Below are 17745 nucleotides of genomic sequence, written 5' to 3'. Positions count from 1 at the left end.
CCTAAGGTGAGGCCGAAAGGCGTAATCGATGGGAAGCAGGTTAATATTCCTGCACGACTTGTAATTGCGATGGGGGGACGGAGAAGGCTAGGTGGGCCAGGCGACGGTTGTCCTGGTGAAAGTGCGTAGGTGGTGTTTCTAGGCAAATCCGGAGACACAACACTGAGACACGAGACGAACGCACTACGGTGCGGAAGCCATTGATGCCCTGCTTCCAGGAAAAGCCTCTAAGCTTCAGATTACAAGTCATCGTACCCCAAACCGACACAGGTGGTCGGGTAGAGAATACCAAGGCGCTTGAGAGAACTCGGGTGAAGGAACTAGGCAAAATAGAACCGTAACTTCGGGAGAAGGTTCGCTCTTGATGGTGAAGTCCCTTGCGGATGGAGCTGTCGGGAGTCGCAGTGACCAGATGGCTGGGACTGTTTATCAAAAACACAGCACTCTGCAAACACGAAAGTGGACGTATAGGGTGTGACACCTGCCCGGTGCCGGAAGGTTAATTGATGGGGTTAGCGCAAGCGAAGCTCTTGATCGAAGCCCCGGTAAACGGCGGCCGTAACTATAACGGTCCTAAGGTAGCGAAATTCCTTGTCGGGTAAGTTCCGACCTGCACGAATGGTGTAACCATGGCCATGCTGTCTCCACCCGAGACTCAGTGAAATCGAATTCGCCGTGAAGATGCGGTGTACCCGCGGCTAGACGGAAAGACCCCGTGAACCTTTACTACAGCTTGGCACTGAACATTGAACCTACATGTGTAGGATAGGTGGGAGGCTTTGAAGGCGTGACGCCAGTTGCGCTGGAGCCGTCCTTGAAATACCACCCTTGTATGTTTGATGTTCTAACGCAGGCCCCTGAATCGGGGTCGCGGACAGTGCCTGGTGGGTAGTTTGACTGGGGCGGTCTCCTCCCAAAGAGTAACGGAGGAGCACGAAGGTTGGCTAATCCTGGTCGGACATCAGGAGGTTAGTGCAATGGCATAAGCCAGCTTAACTGCGAGACGGACAGGTCGAGCAGGTACGAAAGTAGGTCATAGTGATCCGGTGGTTCTGAATGGAAGGGCCATCGCTCAACGGATAAAAGGTACTCCGGGGATAACAGGCTGATACCGCCCAAGAGTTCATATCGACGGCGGTGTTTGGCACCTCGATGTCGGCTCATCACATCCTGGGGCTGAAGTCGGTCCCAAGGGTATGGCTGTTCGCCATTTAAAGTGGTACGCGAGCTGGGTTCAGAACGTCGTGAGACAGTTCGGTCCCTATCTGCCGTGGGCGTTGGATGATTGAAGGGAGTTGCTCCTAGTACGAGAGGACCGGAGTGAACGAACCTCTGGTGTTCGGGTTGTCACGCCAGTGGCACTGCCCGGTAGCTAAGTTCGGAATCGATAACCGCTGAAAGCATCTAAGCGGGAAGCGAGCCCTGAGATGAGTCATCCCTGACCCCTTGAGGGTCCTAAAGGGCCGTTGGAGACCACAACGTTGATAGGTGGGGTGTGTAAGCGCGGCGACGTGTTGAGCTAACCCATACTAATTACCCGTGAGGCTTAACCATACAACACCCAAGAAGTGTTCTAAGGCTTGTAGCAGATACCGAGAACGAACAACAAAATCAGCTTTCTTAGATTGAAGAATTTGCCTGGCGGCCATAGCGCCGTGGAACCACCTGATCCCATGCCGAACTCAGAAGTGAAACGCGGTAGCGCCGATGGTAGTGTGGCATTCGCCATGCGAGAGTAGGACACTGCCAGGCACCCAATCAAACAGTTATGCACACATTGCATAATTGGCCGAGAGGATGACACCTCAATGAAGCGGCAGACAATTTAGCAAAAAGCTAACCAGACAGCGGAGCGGTAGTTCAGTCGGTTAGAATACCGGCCTGTCACGCCGGGGGTCGCGGGTTCGAGTCCCGTCCGCTCCGCCACTACTTAAGAAGCCCAGTCTAACGACTGGGCTTTTTTTCATTCCCGACACAGCACTCCTTTTCTCTCACATCAACACCACCATCATCCGATCATCGCCCCTGAGAGAGGTTGCCGTTATAATGGCCGCCCTCAAGCAAGGTGGTGGTATGAAAGCAGAGTATCTACAGCGATTTGGGGGCATTGCCCGTCTTTATGGTCAGAACGCTTTGCGTTCCTTTAGCCAGGCCAAGGTCTGTGTGGTGGGGATCGGCGGCGTTGGCTCCTGGGCTGCCGAGGCGCTGGCCCGCGCCGGTATCAACAAGATCACCCTGATCGACATGGATGATATCTGCATCACCAACACCAATCGCCAGATCCACGCCATGCAGGGTACGGTTGGTCGCCTCAAGACCGAGGTGATGGCCGAGCGTATTCGCGCGATCAATCCGGATTGCGAAGTGATCGAGGTGGATGATTTCGTCACCGCCGATAATCTGGCCGAGCATATCAAGCGGGAGTTTGACTATGTGGTGGATGCCATCGACTCGGTCAAGGCCAAGGTGGCGCTGATTGCCTTCTGCAAGCGCAACAAAATCCCGGTGATCGTCGCGGGTGGTGCCGGCGGGCAGATGGATCCGACCCAGATCACTGTGGCGGATCTGGCCAAGACCATTCAAGATCCGCTCGCTGCCAAGGTGCGCTCCGACCTGCGCCGCTTGCACAACTTCAGTAAGAATCCTGCGCGCAAATTCGGGGTGGAGTGTGTCTTCTCAACCGAGCAGCTGAGCTATCCGGATGGCAATGGTGGCACTTGTCAGGCCAAGGCAGCCAGCGATGGCACCATGAAGATGGATTGCGCCTCCGGCTTTGGCGCCGTGACGCCGGTGACGGCAACTTTCGGGCTGGTTGCTGCGTCCCGGGTCTTGAAGAAGATTGCCGAGCGGGGTGCCCGCGCCGAGAAAGAGGGCGGGAATGAAAACGCTAGGTCGATTAGAGAAGCGTAATCGACCGCAGAACAAGGCGGGTTAGACAGCCTGCTCCCGGATCGCCAGCACGATCGCTCTGAGCCCGTTACCTCGTGACGGGCTCAAGTGTTTCTCAAGCCCAAGTGCGCTGAAATAGCCTTCCATATCAAAATCCTGGATCGCCGCAGACGATTGGTGGTTGAGCGCGGCCAGCACGATGACGATCAAGCCGCGCACGATGCGGGCATCGGAATCACAGGCAAAATGCCAGCAGCCATCCTCGCTTTTCTCTCCCTTCAGCCACGCCTGGCTTTCACAACCCTTGAGGCGGAATGCCTCCTGCTGCCATTCGCCGGGTAGCACCGGTAACTGCTTGCCAAGCTGGATGATGAGCCGGTACTGGTTCTCCCAGCCGTGAGCGGCGGCAAACTGCTGGCGGATGATGTCGGCGTTGGGCTCAAGGCCAATCTGGGTATAGCTTGCGAGGTCACTCATTTGGTTGTCTGCCTTAGAAGAAGTCACTGAGTTTGTGTAGGGCGGCCAGCAGGGCATCGACATCATCCCGATTGTTGTAGCAGCCCAACGAGGCGCGCAGGGTGCCGCCGATCCCGAGCGATTCCATCAGCGGCATAGTGCAGTGATGGCCGACTCGCAGGGCGATCCCCTGCATGTCGAGCAGGGTAGCGGCATCTTGCGGGTGGATATCCTCCAGCAGGAACGAGACCGCACCGGCGCGCTGGTCGGGTTCGCCGATCAGGCGCAGCCCCGGCACCTGTTGCAGGCCTGCGACCAGATAGTCGGTTAGCGCCTGCTCATGGCTGGCGAGCCAATGCCGATCTTGCCCCATCACAAAGTCGATGGCTGCGGCGAGGCCGATAGCGCCAGCAATATGGGGGGTGCCCGCCTCGAACTTGAAGGGCAGGGAGTTGAAGGTGGTACCGGCGAAGCTGACTCTGTCGATCATCTCGCCACCGGCTTGCCAGGGCGGCATCCGCTCCAGTAGTTCGGTGCGGCCCCACAACACACCGATGCCGGTCGGGCCATAGAGCTTGTGACCGGAGAAGGCGTAGAAGTCGCAACCGATGGCCTGCACATCCACCTCGAGATGAGCCACCGCCTGAGCGCCATCGAGCAGGGTCAGAGCGCCGACTGCCTTGGCCGCTGCCACCATCTCTTTGACTGGATTGACGGTGCCAAGGGCATTGGAGACGTGGGCCACGCTTACCAGTCGGGTCCGTGGCCCCAGCATGGCGTGATAGGCGGCCAGATCGAGATCGCCCCGCTCATCGAGCGGGATGACCCGGATCACCGCGCCGGTGCGTTGGGCGACCAGTTGCCACGGGACGATATTGGCGTGGTGCTCCAGCGTGCTGAGGATGATTTCCTCCCCCGCCTTGAGCTCGCTCATCCCCCAGCTCTGGGCCACCAGATTGATCGCTTCTGTGGTACCACGGGTCCAGATAACTTCGTGGCTGCGGGGCGCATTGATAAAGCGGGCGACCGTCTCGCGGGCAGCCTCAAAGGCTCGGGTAGCGCGGCCACTCAGGGCGTGGGCGGCACGGTGCACGTTGGCGTTGTCGGCCCGATAGTAGTGAGCGATGGCATCCAGTACCGCGTGCGGCTTCTGGGTGGTGGCGGCATTGTCCAGATAGACCAGAGGGTGGCCGTTGACCTCTTGTGCCAAGGCCGGAAACTGGCTGCGCAGCCGGGCGTGCTGTTGCTGGTTCATGCTCCCCTCATATCATCTGGAAAAGTCGGCCATGATCCGGAAAATGGCGGTCAAACACAAGGCGCAGTGGCGGGATATTGCCTGCGGTTTCGGCTGCCTGCGGGATCTCTGTTACAATGCCGCCCCTCATCATAAGCCAAGAGATCCGGCCCATGAAGCTCAACCCCAATCAGAACGAAGCGGTCAAGTTTGTCTCCGGCCCTTGCCTGGTGCTGGCGGGTGCCGGATCGGGCAAGACCCGCGTCATCACCAACAAGATTGCCTATCTGGTGCAGCAGTGTGGTTACAACGCGCGCAACATCGCCGCAGTTACCTTTACCAACAAGGCGGCACGGGAGATGAAGGAGCGGGTCGGCCAGACTTTGGGCCGAAAGGAGGCGCGGGGGCTGATGGTCTCCACCTTCCACACTCTGGGGCTCGAGATCATCCGCCGGGAGCACAAGAGCCTGAATCTCAAGGCCAACTTCTCCCTGTTTGATGACACCGATCAGCTGGCGCTGCTGAAGGAGCTGACCGAGGTGGAGCTCGACAACGACAAGGACAAGCTCTCGGCCCTCATCAGCCAGATCTCCAACTGGAAGAACGATCTCATCCTGCCGGCTCGCGCCATGCGCATTGCCCGTGGCCCGGAAGAGGTGCTGATGGCCCAGCTCTACGAGCGTTATCACCGCCAGATGGTGGCCTATAACGCGCTGGATTTTGACGATCTCATCGTGATGCCGACCCTGCTGCTCAAGAGCAACGAGGAGGTGCGCACCCGCTGGCAGAACAAGATCCGCTACCTGCTGGTCGACGAGTATCAGGATACCAACACCAGCCAGTACGAGCTGGTGAAGCAGATTGTCGGCGAGCGGGCCCGTTTTACCGTGGTGGGGGACGATGACCAGTCCATCTACTCCTGGCGCGGTGCCAAGCCGCAGAACCTGGTGCTGCTGAACGAGGATTTTCCCAGCCTCAAGCTCATCAAGCTGGAGCAAAACTACCGTTCCAAGCGTCGCATCCTCAAGTGTGCCAACATCCTGATCGCCAACAACCCCCACGTCTACGACAAGGCGCTCTTTTCCGAGCTGGACGAGGGGGTGAAGCTCAAGGTGCTGTTTGCCAAGAATGAAGAGCACGAGGCGGAGCGTATCGCCGCCGAGCTGATGGGCCACAAGTTCATGAACCGCACCCGGTTCAAGGATTACGCGATCCTCTATCGGGGCAACCATCAGTCGCGCATCTTCGAGAAGGCGCTGATGACCAACCGCATTCCCTACCGTATCTCGGGTGGCACCTCTTTTTTCTCCCGCACCGAGATCAAGGACATCATGGCCTATCTCAAGCTGCTGGTGAACCCGGATGAGGACACCGCCTTCCTGCGGGTGGTCAACCTGCCGCGCCGCGAGATCGGTCCCACCACGCTGGAGAAGCTGGGCCAATACGCCAACCAGCGTGGCAAAAGTCTGTTTGCAGCCAGCTTCGAGCTGGGGCTGGAGCAGCACCTCTCCGGGCGCGGTCTATCCGCCCTGCAGGCCTTCACCAACTGGCTGGTACGCCTTGGCGATCAGGCGCTGCGCGGCAATCCGGTGGAGGCGGTGCGGGACATGATCAAGGAGATCCACTACGAGGAGTGGCTCTACGAGACCTCTCCCAGCCCGAAGGCGGCAGAGATGCGGATGCAGAACGTCTCCACCCTTTACCGCTGGATCACCGAGATGCTGGAGGGCGATGAGCTGGAGGAAGCGATGACGTTGGCTCAGGTGGTTACCCGGCTCACCCTGCGTGACATGATGGAACGCAACGAGGGAGAGGACGAGGCTGACCAGGTGCAGCTGATGACCCTGCACGCCTCCAAGGGGCTGGAGTTTCCCTATGTCTACATGGTGGGCATGGAGGAGGGGCTGCTGCCCCACCAGACCAGCATCGACGAGGACAACGTGGAGGAGGAGCGGCGCCTCGCCTATGTGGGTATCACCCGGGCCCAGACCGAACTGACTTTTACCCTCTGCAAGGAACGGCGCCAGTACGGCGAGTCGGTGCGGCCGGAGCCGAGCCGCTTCCTGCTGGAGCTGCCGCAGGACGATCTGGAGTGGGAAAACCAGAAGAAGGTGACGGCCGAGGAGCGCCAGCAGAAGGGGCAGGTCGGGGTCGCCAACCTGAGAGCGCTGTTCAAGAAGGATTGAGTGGAGGTTAGCCGCGCTCGTTCTTGGTCTGGGTGAGCAGGGGAGTGATATCGGCTCCGGGCATGGGGGGCGAGATATAGCGCCCCTGGCCCATCAGACAGCCGAGATCGATCAGCTTCTGCAGTTGCTGCTGGTTTTCGATGCCTTCCACCACCAGGGTGAAGTCCAGATCCTGGCAGATGTCGCGCATGGCACGAATGAGGGCGAGATCCTTGGGTGACTGCAGCATGCGATGGGTGAAGCTGTCATCCACCTTGATGTAGTCCACCGGGAAGTGGAACAGGGCGTTGAGGGAAGAAAATCCGGTCCCAAAGTCATCAAGACTGATCTGGATACCCTTGGCTCTCAGTTCGTGCAAAGAGGTGAGGGCATCGGAGTCCTGCCGTGACAGCTCCCGCTCGTTGAACTCGAAGATCAGATAACCGGGGGCTATCCCCTCGGATTCGATGATTTCAACCAACTTCATGATCTGCTCATGACTGACCAGATGTTTGCCGGACAAGTTGATGGCCACCTTGAACTTGCTCTGGCCTGACAGCGGCAGCCACCCCTTCAATTGTTGGCAGGTGTGGCTCAGGATCTGGTAGTCAAGTTCCTGAATGAGACCGCACTGCTCCGCCAGCGGGATAAAGTCGAACGCGTCCTTGAGTACCCCCTCTTCGGTGATCCAGCGGGCCATCACCTCCAGCCCGGTCAGCCGGCTGTCCTTGAGCCGGATCACCGGCTGGAAATAGGGGATGATACGCCCTTCGCGCAGCGCTCTTGCCAACATCTCTTCCGGTGATGCCCAGGTCTGTACCGAACACTCTTCCGAATAGCTGACGATGCGACTACGGCCGTTGCGTTTGGCCTGATACATGGCCAAGTCGGCCTGATGGAGCAACTGGCTGATGTCCGAGGTCTGTTCCGATACGCTGGCCACCCCCAGACTGACAGTGATGCCCAGCTCGTTGCCCATCAGCCGAAAAGGGTAGGAGAGACGGCTGATGATGCGGTTGAGTACCGGGCTGATATCCTCCTCGGTCTTGCTGTTGTCCAGATAGATGACGAATTCATCCCCACCCAGCCTGGCCACCATGTCATTTTGCCGAATGCAGGTCTGCAGGCGGCGGCTCATCTCCTTGAGCAGTTGATCACCGGCGCTGTGGCCTAGGGTGTCGTTGACCTGCTTGAAGTGGTCAACATCGATGAAGATCAGCGAAAAACCGGGCGACTTGTAGCGGTGAAAGTGGGTCATGGCGTGGTTGAGGTGATTCATCAACAGGGCCCGGTTGGGCAGTTGGGTCAGCGGATCGTGCAGGGCGTCGAACTGCAGCCGGCGTTCCAGCTCCTGATGCTGCTTGAGTTGCTTTTGCAGCCGGAGGTTGGTCTGACGCAACTGTTGCAGGCGTTGGTTGATGGAGTCTTCCGAGTTTATGTCGTGCAACTGCTGGCGGATCCGCCTCAGCTCCAGCAGCAGGGTGAGCTGGCTGCGCAGGAAGTCGAGAAACAGCCGGTCATCGGTTTCCAGCGGGTGCTGCAGGCTGATGAGAAAGTGGGCGAAGTACTGCTGCTGCAGACGCAGCGGTTGGCTGTACCAGTAGAGCTGCTCCTTGTGCTGCTCCATGTTGTTGGTGCTGTGGCACAGCCCGGTGATGAACTCGTCGCTGTGTGGGGGCTGCTCCGGATAGATCTTCTCGAGCCGGTGGCTGTCGATGCGCACCAGCAACATGTCCTGAATGGCCAGTATCTGGCGCAGTACTGCCTCGAGCTGAGAGAACAGCGCCTGACTGGGCAAGGTGTTGGCCAGTCGGATGATGCGGTTGATACTCTCTATCTTCTTTTGCCAGTCAGGGTCTTTGCGGATGAGCGGTGAGGCTAGCTCCGACAGCTGGGAGCCTGCCTGGGTCTCGTTCAACCGCTTGGCCAGGCACTCCAGCAATAGGCGCAGGGTTGGCAGCTCCTTGGGCTGGCAGCAGGCCAGCAACCACTGGATCTGACCATGCTCGACCGGCAGCGAGCACCAGCCATCGACTTCATCGAGCTGGGTCAGTTGATCGGTGATGCGCGACTCTTCCAGCCCCAACTGCAACTTGAAGCTGTCGGAGATCTGGTATTCGCATACCCACTGCAGGCCGGCTTCCGACAAGCCGAGCATGCCGAAATGCTGCAGCGGGCAGAGCTGGTTCAGCTGCTGGATCAGGGTGTCGTAATCTTTGGAAGTGGCAGCGGAGGGGGCGGGGAAATCCATAATAGCGGAGACTAACGCCAGCAAGGGAGTCGAGTAATGGGGTGCTATTGGTTGCGCTGACATGAGTAACTCCCGGTTTGCCTACCCTACAAAGAGTAGCCGGAAGTCATCAGATTGAAAGGGCCGCAAATGCGGCCCTTTCAAACACTTAGAGCTTGTCGATCATGTAGTGAATGGCGTTTTCGATCTCTTCATCGCTACAGGTGGCGCAAGTTCCTCGTGGTGGCATCACACCGGTCTTGCCTGCGAAGCCGGCAATGGCGTGTTTCTTAAGTGTTTCAATGCCTTGGGCGATACGCGGTTCCCAGGCGGCCTTGTCGCCACGCTTGGGAGCACCGGCGATGCCGGCATCGTGGCAGGCGAAGCAGGCGCCCTTGAACACAGCTTCGCCGTCGCGCGGGCCAGATGCCGCTGCCGCCGCAGGGGCTGCGCCTGCGGTCGCAATCCCTTCCAGATCCTTGGCGGTATAGACTTGACCGACAGGCTTGATCCGCTCGGCAATTGCCTCCGGTGACATATCATCGGCAGCAAGCACCACGCCGGACAAACTGGCGGCCGTCATCCCGACCGCCAGCAAATAGCTCAGTTTTTTCAACACGCTCATGTACTCCCAGCAGGCTTTTATTATCCCTAGAAAACGACTGGATTATAACCGAATAGTTACAGCCATTTAAACGCTTGTGTGTGAAGTGTTAAGCACTCTGCGTGCAAAGTTTTTTCGTCAGATCACAAACTGGCGAGGCTGGCCCGAAAAAAGAAACCCGGTTTTCACCGGGTTTCATCTCATGGGCGGGCCGAAAGGCTTATTTATCCCAGCTGAGGATCACCTTGCCGGACTGGCCTGAGCGCATGGCATCGAACCCTTGCTGGAAGTCGTCGATGTGGAAGCGGTGGGTGATGATGGGGGAGAGATCCAGCCCGGACTGGATGAGGCTCGCCATCTTGTACCAGGTCTCGAACATCTCACGGCCATAGATCCCTTTGATAAACAGTCCCTTGAAGATCACCTTGCCCCAGTCGATGGCCATGGTAGCAGGGGGGATGCCGAGCATGGCGATTTTGCCGCCGTGGTTCATCTTGTCGATCATGTCCTGGAAGGCGCTGGGTACGCCGGACATCTCCAGCCCCACGTCGAACCCTTCGGTCATGCCAAGCTCGCTCATCACGTCGCTGAGCTGCTCCTTGGCTACGTTGACGGCGCGAGTGGCGCCCATCTTGCGGGCCAGCTCGAGCCGGTATTCGTTGACGTCGGTGATCACCACGTGGCGGGCACCCACGTGGCGGCAGACGGCGGCGGCCATGATGCCGATGGGACCGGCGCCGGTGATCAGCACGTCTTCACCGACCAAGTCGAAGGAGAGGGCGGTGTGCACCGCGTTGCCGAACGGATCGAAGATGGCGGCCAGTTCATCGGGGACGTTGTCCGGCAGCTTGAAGGCGTTGAAGGCCGGGATCACCAGATACTCGGCGAAGGCGCCGGGGCGGTTGACGCCCACGCCTATGGTGTTGCGGCACAGGTGGGTGCGGCCCGGCACGGCAGTTGCGGCAGTGGCCGCAAGTGATGTGGCCTTCACCGGATACCCGGTCTCCGACCGCGAAGCCGCGCACTTCCTGGCCGATGGCGACCACTTCCCCGACGTATTCGTGGCCGACCACCATGGGCACCGGGATGGTCTTCTGTGACCATTCGTCCCAGTTGTAGATATGGATGTCGGTGCCACAGATGGCGGTCTTGCGGATCTTGATCAGCAGGTCGTTGTGGCCGAGTTCGGGGGCCGGTACGTCCGTCATCCAGATGCCGACTTCTTTGTGCAGTTTGGAGAGCGCTTTCATGGTTGTTCCTTCACGATGAATGCAGAAAGAAGGGGCGCTAGGCCCCTTGATTCAAATCAGATGATGTCGAGTTCGCGGCCGATGCGAATGAAGGCATCGATGGCCTTGTCCAGTTGCTCACGGGTATGGGCAGCTGACATCTGGGTGCGGATGCGGGCCTGGCCCTTGGGCACCACCGGGAAGGAGAAGCCCACCACGTAGATGCCGGCGGCCAGCATGCGGCTTGCCATCTCGGCGGCCAGTTTGGCGTCACCCAGCATCACCGGAATGATGGCGTGATCGGCCCCTGCCAGGGTGAAGCCGGCGGCGCTCATCCGCTCGCGGAAGTATTGGCTGTTCTCCTTGAGGCTGGAGCGCAGCGCATGCCCTTCGGCCAGCATGTCGATCACCTTGATGGTGGCGGCGACGATGGAGGGGGCCAGCGAGTTGGAGAAGAGATAGGGGCGGGAACGCTGGCGCAACCAGTCGATCACCTCCTTCTTGCCGGAGGTGTAACCACCGGAGGCGCCGCCGAGCGCTTTGCCCAGGGTGCCGGTGATGATGTCGACCCTGTCCATCACGCCACAGTATTCGTGGGTGCCGCGGCCGTTCTCGCCGATGAAGCCGACGGCGTGGGAGTCGTCCACCATCACCAGGGCATCGTACTTGTCGGCCAGATCGCAGATGGATTTGAGGTCGGCAATGACACCATCCATGGAGAAGACGCCGTCGGTGGCGATCAGCTTGAAGCGGGCGCCGTCGGCGTCAGCCTGCTTGAGCTGGGCTTCCAGCTCGGCCATGTCGTTGTTGGCATAGCGATAACGCTTGGCCTTGCACAGCCGAACCCCGTCGATGATGGAGGCGTGGTTGAGAGCATCGGAGATGATGGCGTCTTCGGCACCGAACAGGGTTTCGAACAGACCGCCATTGGCATCGAAGCAGGAGGAGTAAAGAATGGTGTCTTCGGTGCCGAGGAAACCCGATAGTTTCTGCTCCAGCTCCTTGTGCTGATCCTGGGTGCCGCAGATGAAACGGACTGAGGCCATGCCGAAGCCGTGGCTGTCCAGCCCCTGATGAGCCGCTGCGATCAGGTCAGGGTGGTTGGCCAACCCCAGATAGTTGTTGGCACAGAAGTTCAGCACCTGCTCGCCACCCACCGCAATCCGGGCCTGCTGGGCCGAGGTGATGACGCGCTCCTGCTTGTACAACCCTTCAGCCTGCACCTGCTCAAGCTGCTCGGTCAGGTGACGATAGAATCCGTTAGACATCCTCGATCCTTATTGGCTATTTCAGCTGATTATCAACAATGGGCAGTATTTTACTGCAATCTGTTGCGGTGAATTCAAATGATTGTGCTGACATTCAACAATTGTGAAACAGATCTCACCCGGCTGGTTGGGCCAGTTGACGATAGTGCTGCTCCAGCTGGCGGATCTGGTCGGCCACCTGGGGCTGCACATAGGGGCGCAGCAGGAACAGTACCCGCAAGACGCCCTGATAGAGCAACGGCTTGGTGATACGGGTATTGGGGGCCTGGGCAATCTGGAACGGGATCCAGCAGGTGACCACCATCTTGATGGTCTGGCCCAGATCCGGCAGGTCCTCGTCGCTGACATCAATGATGCCGCCCTCGCGCAGGCTTCTGAGCAGTGCCACCACGGCGGCGCGCAACTGCTCCTGGGCCTTGAGGTATTTTTGCTGCAGCGGCTCATCGCGGCTGAGGATGTCCGGCAGATTGGCGTAGAAGAAGCGGAACTGCCACATCAGATAGAAGATGGCATCCAGATAGCCCATCAGGTTTTCCAGCTTGATCTCGTCGCTGCGCGCCGGGGTGAAGCTCTCGCTCAGGTGGCGGGCGTACTGGTCGAAGATGGAGTGGATGATGTCTTCTTTATTACGGAAGTGGTAATAGAGGTTGCCCGGGCTGATGCCCAGATGGGCGGCAATGTGGTTGGTGGTGATGTTGCGCTCACCCTGATCGTTGAACAGCTCGGTGGCGCTGTGAATGATCCTGTCTCTGGTTTTCATCGCTGTTCCCTCTGCCGGGCCCCTGGCCGGTGAAATCGTCAAGGTCGAATCCCCTTGCGGCCCGTGATAAACTTTTCGGCAATTTCAAATTGGCTCACTATACACAGCTTTAACAGGCAGTCACACGTGGCCATCAACGTACGCGAGGCAAACTCCATGATCGTAGTAACTGGCGGTGCTGGCTTTATCGGCAGCAATCTGGTCAAGCAGCTGAACGCTCAAGGACGGACCGATGTGGTGGTCATCGATGACCTGACCGACGGCACCAAGTTCGTCAATCTGGTCGATCTGACCATTGCCGATTACATGGATAAGGATGAGTTCCAGGCGCGGATCGTTTCCGGCGACGAATTTGAAGAGTGGGATGGCGGCATCGAGGTGATCTTCCACGAAGGTGCCTGCTCCGCCACCACCGAGTGGAACGGCAAGTTCATCATGGAGGTCAACTACGAGTACTCCAAGGATCTGTTCCACTACTGCATCGAGCGGGAAATTCCGTTCATCTATGCCTCTTCTGCCGCAACCTATGGCGGCCGCAACGACAACTTCATCGAAGATCCGAAGTTCGAGCAGCCGCTCAACGTCTACGGCTACTCCAAGCAGCTGTTCGACCAGTACGTGCGTCGCTGGATGCCGGAGATCAACTCCCAGGTGGTCGGCCTCAAGTACTTCAACGTCTATGGCCCGCGCGAGCAGCACAAGGGCTCCATGGCCTCGGTTGCCTTCCACCTCAATACTCAGGTGAAGAAGGGCGAGAATCCCAAGCTGTTCGAAGGCTGCGACGGTTTCCCCAACGGCGGTCAGATGCGCGATTTCATCTATGTCGATGACGTCTGCAAGGTGAACCTCTGGTTCTGGCAGAATCCGCAGCACTCCGGCATCTTCAACTGCGGTACCGGCCGGGCCGAACCGTTCCAGAACGTGGCCGAAGCGGTGATCAAGCATCATCAGAAGGGTTCTATCGAGTACATCCCCTTCCCGGATCACCTCAAGGGTCGCTATCAGAGCTTCACCCAGGCAGACATGACCAAGCTGCGCGGTGTCGGTTATGACGCCGAGTTCAAAACCGTGGCCGAAGGGGTCGCGGACTATATGGCGTGGCTCAACCGTTAACGGGTGAGCTTTACTCCGCCATATGCAGACAAGCCGGAAGCAGTCCATATCTGCTTCCGGCTCTGTTGTTTGTCACGGTTTTTCTCAGTCTCTACCGGGTAACCACGCAATGAACATATTGATGGCACTCTCCCAGCTCGAAGTGACGGGCGCTGAGGTCTATGCCACCACGGTCGGTAACGAACTGACCCGGCGTGGCCACCAGGTTTTCTATGTCTCGGACACCCTGACCAAGCCCACTCTGGGTGAGGTGTTCAAGCTGCGATTCAACAAGCGCAGCATTCTGCGCCGATTCTGGCACGTCTTCTACCTCGTCTATCTGATCAAGAAGCATCATATCCAGCTGGTGCATGCTCACTCCCGTGCCTCCGGCTGGAGCAGCTATGTGGCCTGCAAGCTGACCGGCACCCCCATGATCACCACGGTGCACGGCCGCCAGCCGGTGCATGCCTCCCGCAAGGCCTTCCATGCTCTCGGCTTTCGAGCGGTGGCGGTGTGCGAGGATATTGCCCACCAGATCATCGACAATCTGGGGGTGGATCCGGCCATCGTGCAGGTGCTGCGCAACGGTATCGAAACCGACAAGTTCCAGCCATTGCCTGCCCCGACCAATGCCAGGCCGGTGATCGCCATCATAGGCCGGCTGAGCGGCCCCAAGGGCGAGCTCTGCTATCGGTTGCTGGATGAGGTGCTGGATCTGGATGCCTGCCAGGTTAAGGTGGTGAGCGGCAGCCAGCTGCCTGCGCGTTTTCAGCGTTTTCAGGACCGGGTCGATTTCGTCGGCTACGTGGAGGATGTCCCTGCGCTGATGGCGCAATGCGATCTGGTGATCGGTGCCGGTCGGGTGGCGATGGAGGCCCTGCTGTGTGGTCGTCCCGCCTTTGCCATCGGTGAGGCCAAGGCCATCGGGCTGGTGACCGAGCACAATCTGGACGAGGCGCTGGCCAGCAATTTCGGCGATATCGGCCCCCAGGATCTGGCGATCGATTTTGCCGCACTGAAGGCGCAGATTGCCCCGGCCCTGGCCAGTGGCACAGTTTCAGACACAATTCGTCAACGCATTCAGGCCGAATATGGCTTGGCGGGGGTCGTCTCCGGCCTGGAATCCATTTATCAGGATGCGGTGGTCGAGACCCTGCGCCGCGAGATGCCGGTCATCATGTACCACCGCTTCATCGAGCATGACAGCGAGAAGGGGGTACACGGCACCTGGATGCCGATCGCCATGTTCGAGAAGCACCTGCGCCTGCTGAAGTGGCTGGGTTATGAGACCCTGACGTTCCGCGATCTGGCGGACAAGGGTTTTATCCATCGCCTGCAATATGGCAAGAAGTATCTGATGATCACCGCCGACGATGGCTATCAGGACAACCTGACCCGCATGCTGCCGCTGCTGGAAAAATATGGTTACAAAGCCGTGGTATACGTGGTCACGGGGGAAGGGTATAACCGCTGGGATGTGGAGCATGCGAGCAACCCCGACACCCGGGTGGACCTGATGAATGGCGAGCAGCTCAAGGCGCTGACGGCCTCCGGCCATGTTGAGATCGGCGGGCATACCCTGACCCACCCCAGGCTGAGCAAGCTTGGGCCCGAGCAGCAAGCTCATGAAATAAGAGAAAATAAACGGCAACTTGAGGCTTTGCTCGGCCACCCTCTGCTGTCGTTCGCCTACCCTTATGGGGATATGGATGAGAGCGCCAAGTTGCAGGCGCAGGCCGCAGGCTACCGTTTTGCCGTGGCGACCAACAGCGGGCCCAGAGCCATGCACCAGGACCCTTTCAGGATCCGCCGCATCGCTATTTTCCCGCGTACCGATGTTTTTGGCCTGTGGCGCAAAATCCGGGGTAACTATGTCTTCAGGAAGTCTTGATTGATGCTCAGCAGAAGCCTTGCCTTGCTCGATAGAACAACCACAGCCCTGTTTGCGCTGACCATTATATTCTCCTTTTGCGGCCTGTTTCTGGCCCCTTTCGGCCAGAGCATTCAATCCAATCTGCTGGCCGTGACCGGCATATTCGGTTTGTTGAATTACTTTGTCGGCAAACAACGGGATGTGGGGCTCAAAGACCGTCGCATTCTCTGGGGGCTGCTGGTCTATGCCGCCATGATCTTCATCAACCGGTTGATCCACGGTGATCAATACGGAGTCATGCGCGGGCTGTTTTATGTCGTCGTCTTTGCGCTGATGATGCCGCGCAAGCCGAGCCTGCTGGTGCTGGGTTATCTGGCCATCGTGCTGGGCGGGATGGGATTGGGCATTCTCAGCATCTGGCAATACCAGCATGGCATTGCCAGGGTGGAAGGGTTTACCAACGCGATCCTCTTCTCGCAGGCTGCGCTGACGCTGGGCATCCTCAACTGGTTTGTCTTCCAGCAAAGACAGTTGCCTGGATGGTTGAGGGGGGGAGCCTGCTTGGCTTGATTGCGGCCCTGTTTGCACTTTATCTCTCCCAGAGCCGAGGGGTCTGGCTCGCCTTCGGGATCATTCTTGCCTACGTCATCTGCTACAAGGCCTACTTCAAACCGTGGAAATACATTGCGGTAGCCATATTGTGTACGGCCACGACGGGCGCCATTTATCAGACCAACCAGCTGGTTCAGGTTCGGGTCGCAGAGGCAGTCTCGGATCTCAACTCGGCAGAACAAGGTTCGTACGACTCATCATGGGGCTTGCGCGTCATTGCCTGGCAGAGTGCCTGGCTGGGATTTTTGGATTCACCTGTGGCAGGGGTGGGCACGGATGGTTTCAATGCATTGAAACAGACCCAGATCGATAATCATCAGATATCTCCCCTGATATTCCATCCGGCGCTGGTCCATTCACATAATCAATATATGCAGAACCTGGTGGTTCGCGGCAGCATAGGATTTATTGCACTGGTTATCTTTCTTGGCCTGCCGATCTATCTGGCGGCGAACAATATCAGCAGAATTTCGGCGGGTGTGCTGGTTCCTCTCGCATTTGCAGTTAACTCGCTAAGCGACGTGCCGTTTGAGCATCAAGGGGTGCTCTATCTGTACACGCTCAGCCTGGTTTTCATCTGGTTTGTCCATGAGTCTAAAAAGGATACCTGCACGTCATGATTCCGGTTTTTGTCATCAGTTTGGCTCGCAGCGTTGAGCGACGGGCGATGGTTGTCCAGCAGATGGCGCATCTGGGCATAGATTTCGAGTTTGTAGATGCAACCGACGGGAAGGCGCTGAGCAATGCCGAGCTGGCCAAGGTGGATTTGGAGCTGGCCAAAGAGGTGTGTGGTCATGAACTGAGTTTTGGCGAGATTGGCTGTGCCATGAGCCATATCCGAGTTTATGAGCGCATCGTCGCCGAAGGCATTGAGCGGTGCGTGGTGCTCGAAGATGACATCTACCTGCACATGCACAGCAAGGCCATCATCGAGACGATAGTGCGCTCCTGCCAGTCCGAGATCGTCTTTTTGCATCATGGCAAAGCCAAGCGCTGGCCATTCCTGTCATCCCTGCCCGGTGGCTACCGGCTTGCCAGGTACCTGACGCCCAGTCGCTCCTCCAAGCGAGGGGTACTCTCTACCGCTGGGTATGTGCTGACCCTGGCCGGGGCGAAAAAATTATTGCAGTGCGCCTATCCGCTGCGGATGCCCTCCGACTATCTGACCGCCGGTTGCAGCTCAACGGCCTGTCTGCCTCCGGGGTGGAGCCCTGCTGTCTGGATGTGGATCTGTTCACCACTACCATAGATGACAGAGCCTACGGTCACTATCTGAAATAGCGCAGGGCGTGCCGATGGTGGCTGTTGTCAGCCCTGCCGACGCTGCGGG

Annotated in this window: 11 protein-coding genes, 1 tRNA gene, 2 rRNA genes and 2 pseudogenes (1 of these 16 running past the window's edge); 9 read left to right on the top strand and 7 right to left on the bottom strand. The window is 58.4% G+C overall.

Annotated features, from left to right (window positions below):
• From ACPDZI_RS21435 to tcdA, 4 genes are all read left to right on the top strand, one after another.
• Positions 1-1554: ribosomal RNA gene (locus ACPDZI_RS21435) — 23S ribosomal RNA — on the top strand (it extends 1335 nt beyond the left edge of the window).
• Positions 1555-1637: 83 nt separating this feature from the next.
• Positions 1638-1752 (top strand): 5S ribosomal RNA (rrf, locus tag ACPDZI_RS21430).
• Positions 1753-1849: 97 nt separating this feature from the next.
• A tRNA-Asp gene (locus ACPDZI_RS21425) sits at positions 1850-1926 on the top strand.
• A gap of 147 nt (positions 1927-2073) precedes the next feature.
• A complete protein-coding gene (tcdA, locus tag ACPDZI_RS21420) occupies positions 2074-2910 on the top strand; it encodes a tRNA cyclic N6-threonylcarbamoyladenosine(37) synthase TcdA (protein WP_438833763.1) in 837 nt (278 codons plus the stop codon).
• 21 nt (positions 2911-2931) lie between these two features.
• Here tcdA and ACPDZI_RS21415 read toward each other — a convergent pair whose 3' ends face one another.
• Positions 2932-3366, bottom strand: coding sequence for a SufE family protein (locus tag ACPDZI_RS21415; protein ID WP_438833762.1), 435 nt, complete (start codon positions 3364-3366; stop codon positions 2932-2934).
• Between the two features lie 13 nt (positions 3367-3379).
• On the bottom strand, positions 3380-4600 hold the full coding sequence (locus ACPDZI_RS21410; RefSeq protein ID WP_438833761.1) for an aminotransferase class V-fold PLP-dependent enzyme: 1221 nt from the start codon (positions 4598-4600) through the stop codon (positions 3380-3382).
• A gap of 152 nt (positions 4601-4752) precedes the next feature.
• On the opposite strand from ACPDZI_RS21410, the gene rep reads away from it, so the two are divergent.
• Positions 4753-6765, top strand: coding sequence for a DNA helicase Rep (rep, locus tag ACPDZI_RS21405; protein ID WP_168968099.1), 2013 nt, complete (start codon positions 4753-4755; stop codon positions 6763-6765).
• A gap of 7 nt (positions 6766-6772) precedes the next feature.
• Here rep and ACPDZI_RS21400 read toward each other — a convergent pair whose 3' ends face one another.
• From ACPDZI_RS21400 to ACPDZI_RS21380, 5 genes and pseudogenes are all read right to left on the bottom strand, one after another.
• The gene (locus ACPDZI_RS21400) at positions 6773-9058 is read right to left on the bottom strand and encodes a putative bifunctional diguanylate cyclase/phosphodiesterase (RefSeq protein WP_438833760.1); all 2286 of its coding nucleotides are present in this window, start codon (positions 9056-9058) and stop codon (positions 6773-6775) included.
• An 85-nt stretch (positions 9059-9143) separates the two neighbouring features.
• A complete protein-coding gene (locus ACPDZI_RS21395; RefSeq protein WP_024945508.1) occupies positions 9144-9599 on the bottom strand; it encodes a c-type cytochrome in 456 nt (151 codons plus the stop codon).
• Positions 9600-9798: 199 nt separating this feature from the next.
• Positions 9799-10828, bottom strand: a pseudogene (tdh, locus tag ACPDZI_RS21390) (L-threonine 3-dehydrogenase).
• A gap of 56 nt (positions 10829-10884) precedes the next feature.
• Positions 10885-12075, bottom strand: a complete 1191-nt coding sequence (locus tag ACPDZI_RS21385) for a glycine C-acetyltransferase (RefSeq protein ID WP_043163991.1) — start codon at positions 12073-12075, stop codon at positions 10885-10887.
• Positions 12076-12190: 115 nt separating this feature from the next.
• Positions 12191-12835 carry a TetR/AcrR family transcriptional regulator gene (locus ACPDZI_RS21380; protein ID WP_207137870.1) on the bottom strand — a complete coding sequence of 215 codons (645 nt, stop codon included), beginning with the start codon at positions 12833-12835 and terminating at the stop codon, positions 12191-12193.
• A gap of 156 nt (positions 12836-12991) precedes the next feature.
• Here ACPDZI_RS21380 and rfaD point away from each other — a divergent pair, with 156 nt between their 5' ends.
• From rfaD to ACPDZI_RS21360, 4 genes and pseudogenes are all read left to right on the top strand, one after another.
• Positions 12992-13948 (top strand): ADP-glyceromanno-heptose 6-epimerase, encoded by a 957-nt coding sequence (gene rfaD / locus ACPDZI_RS21375; protein WP_045790966.1) that lies wholly within the window; start codon positions 12992-12994, stop codon positions 13946-13948.
• Positions 13949-14057: 109 nt separating this feature from the next.
• Positions 14058-15821 carry a polysaccharide deacetylase family protein gene (locus ACPDZI_RS21370; protein WP_438833759.1) on the top strand — a complete coding sequence of 588 codons (1764 nt, stop codon included), beginning with the start codon at positions 14058-14060 and terminating at the stop codon, positions 15819-15821.
• Positions 15822-17035: pseudogene (locus tag ACPDZI_RS21365) on the top strand (O-antigen ligase family protein). It abuts the gene before it with no gap.
• Positions 17032-17664: a glycosyltransferase family 25 protein gene (locus ACPDZI_RS21360; RefSeq protein ID WP_438833758.1), complete on the top strand. Its 633-nt coding sequence runs from the start codon at positions 17032-17034 to the stop codon at positions 17662-17664. The pseudogene ACPDZI_RS21365 and the gene ACPDZI_RS21360 overlap by 4 nt, the downstream one beginning before the upstream one ends.
• Positions 17665-17745 lie beyond the last annotated feature (81 nt).

The sequence above is a fragment of the Aeromonas oralensis genome, from assembly GCF_049665575.1.
GTDB classification, from domain to species: domain Bacteria; phylum Pseudomonadota; class Gammaproteobacteria; order Enterobacterales; family Aeromonadaceae; genus Aeromonas; species Aeromonas hydrophila.
Note: the sequence above shows the minus strand (reverse complement) of the source record. Positions and strands in the feature narration are given on the sequence as shown.

Coding starts and splice junctions, on each gene's coding strand:
- tcdA (WP_438833763.1), top strand. CDS start 2,074: ATGAAAGCAGAGTATCTACAGCGATTTGGGGGCATTGCCCGTCTTTAT.
- ACPDZI_RS21415 (WP_438833762.1), bottom strand. CDS start 3,366: ATGAGTGACCTCGCAAGCTATACCCAGATTGGCCTTGAGCCCAACGCC.
- ACPDZI_RS21410 (WP_438833761.1), bottom strand. CDS start 4,600: ATGAACCAGCAACAGCACGCCCGGCTGCGCAGCCAGTTTCCGGCCTTG.
- rep (WP_168968099.1), top strand. CDS start 4,753: ATGAAGCTCAACCCCAATCAGAACGAAGCGGTCAAGTTTGTCTCCGGC.
- ACPDZI_RS21400 (WP_438833760.1), bottom strand. CDS start 9,058: ATGTCAGCGCAACCAATAGCACCCCATTACTCGACTCCCTTGCTGGCG.
- ACPDZI_RS21395 (WP_024945508.1), bottom strand. CDS start 9,599: ATGAGCGTGTTGAAAAAACTGAGCTATTTGCTGGCGGTCGGGATGACG.
- ACPDZI_RS21385 (WP_043163991.1), bottom strand. CDS start 12,075: ATGTCTAACGGATTCTATCGTCACCTGACCGAGCAGCTTGAGCAGGTG.
- ACPDZI_RS21380 (WP_207137870.1), bottom strand. CDS start 12,835: ATGAAAACCAGAGACAGGATCATTCACAGCGCCACCGAGCTGTTCAAC.
- rfaD (WP_045790966.1), top strand. CDS start 12,992: ATGATCGTAGTAACTGGCGGTGCTGGCTTTATCGGCAGCAATCTGGTC.
- ACPDZI_RS21370 (WP_438833759.1), top strand. CDS start 14,058: ATGAACATATTGATGGCACTCTCCCAGCTCGAAGTGACGGGCGCTGAG.
- ACPDZI_RS21360 (WP_438833758.1), top strand. CDS start 17,032: ATGATTCCGGTTTTTGTCATCAGTTTGGCTCGCAGCGTTGAGCGACGG.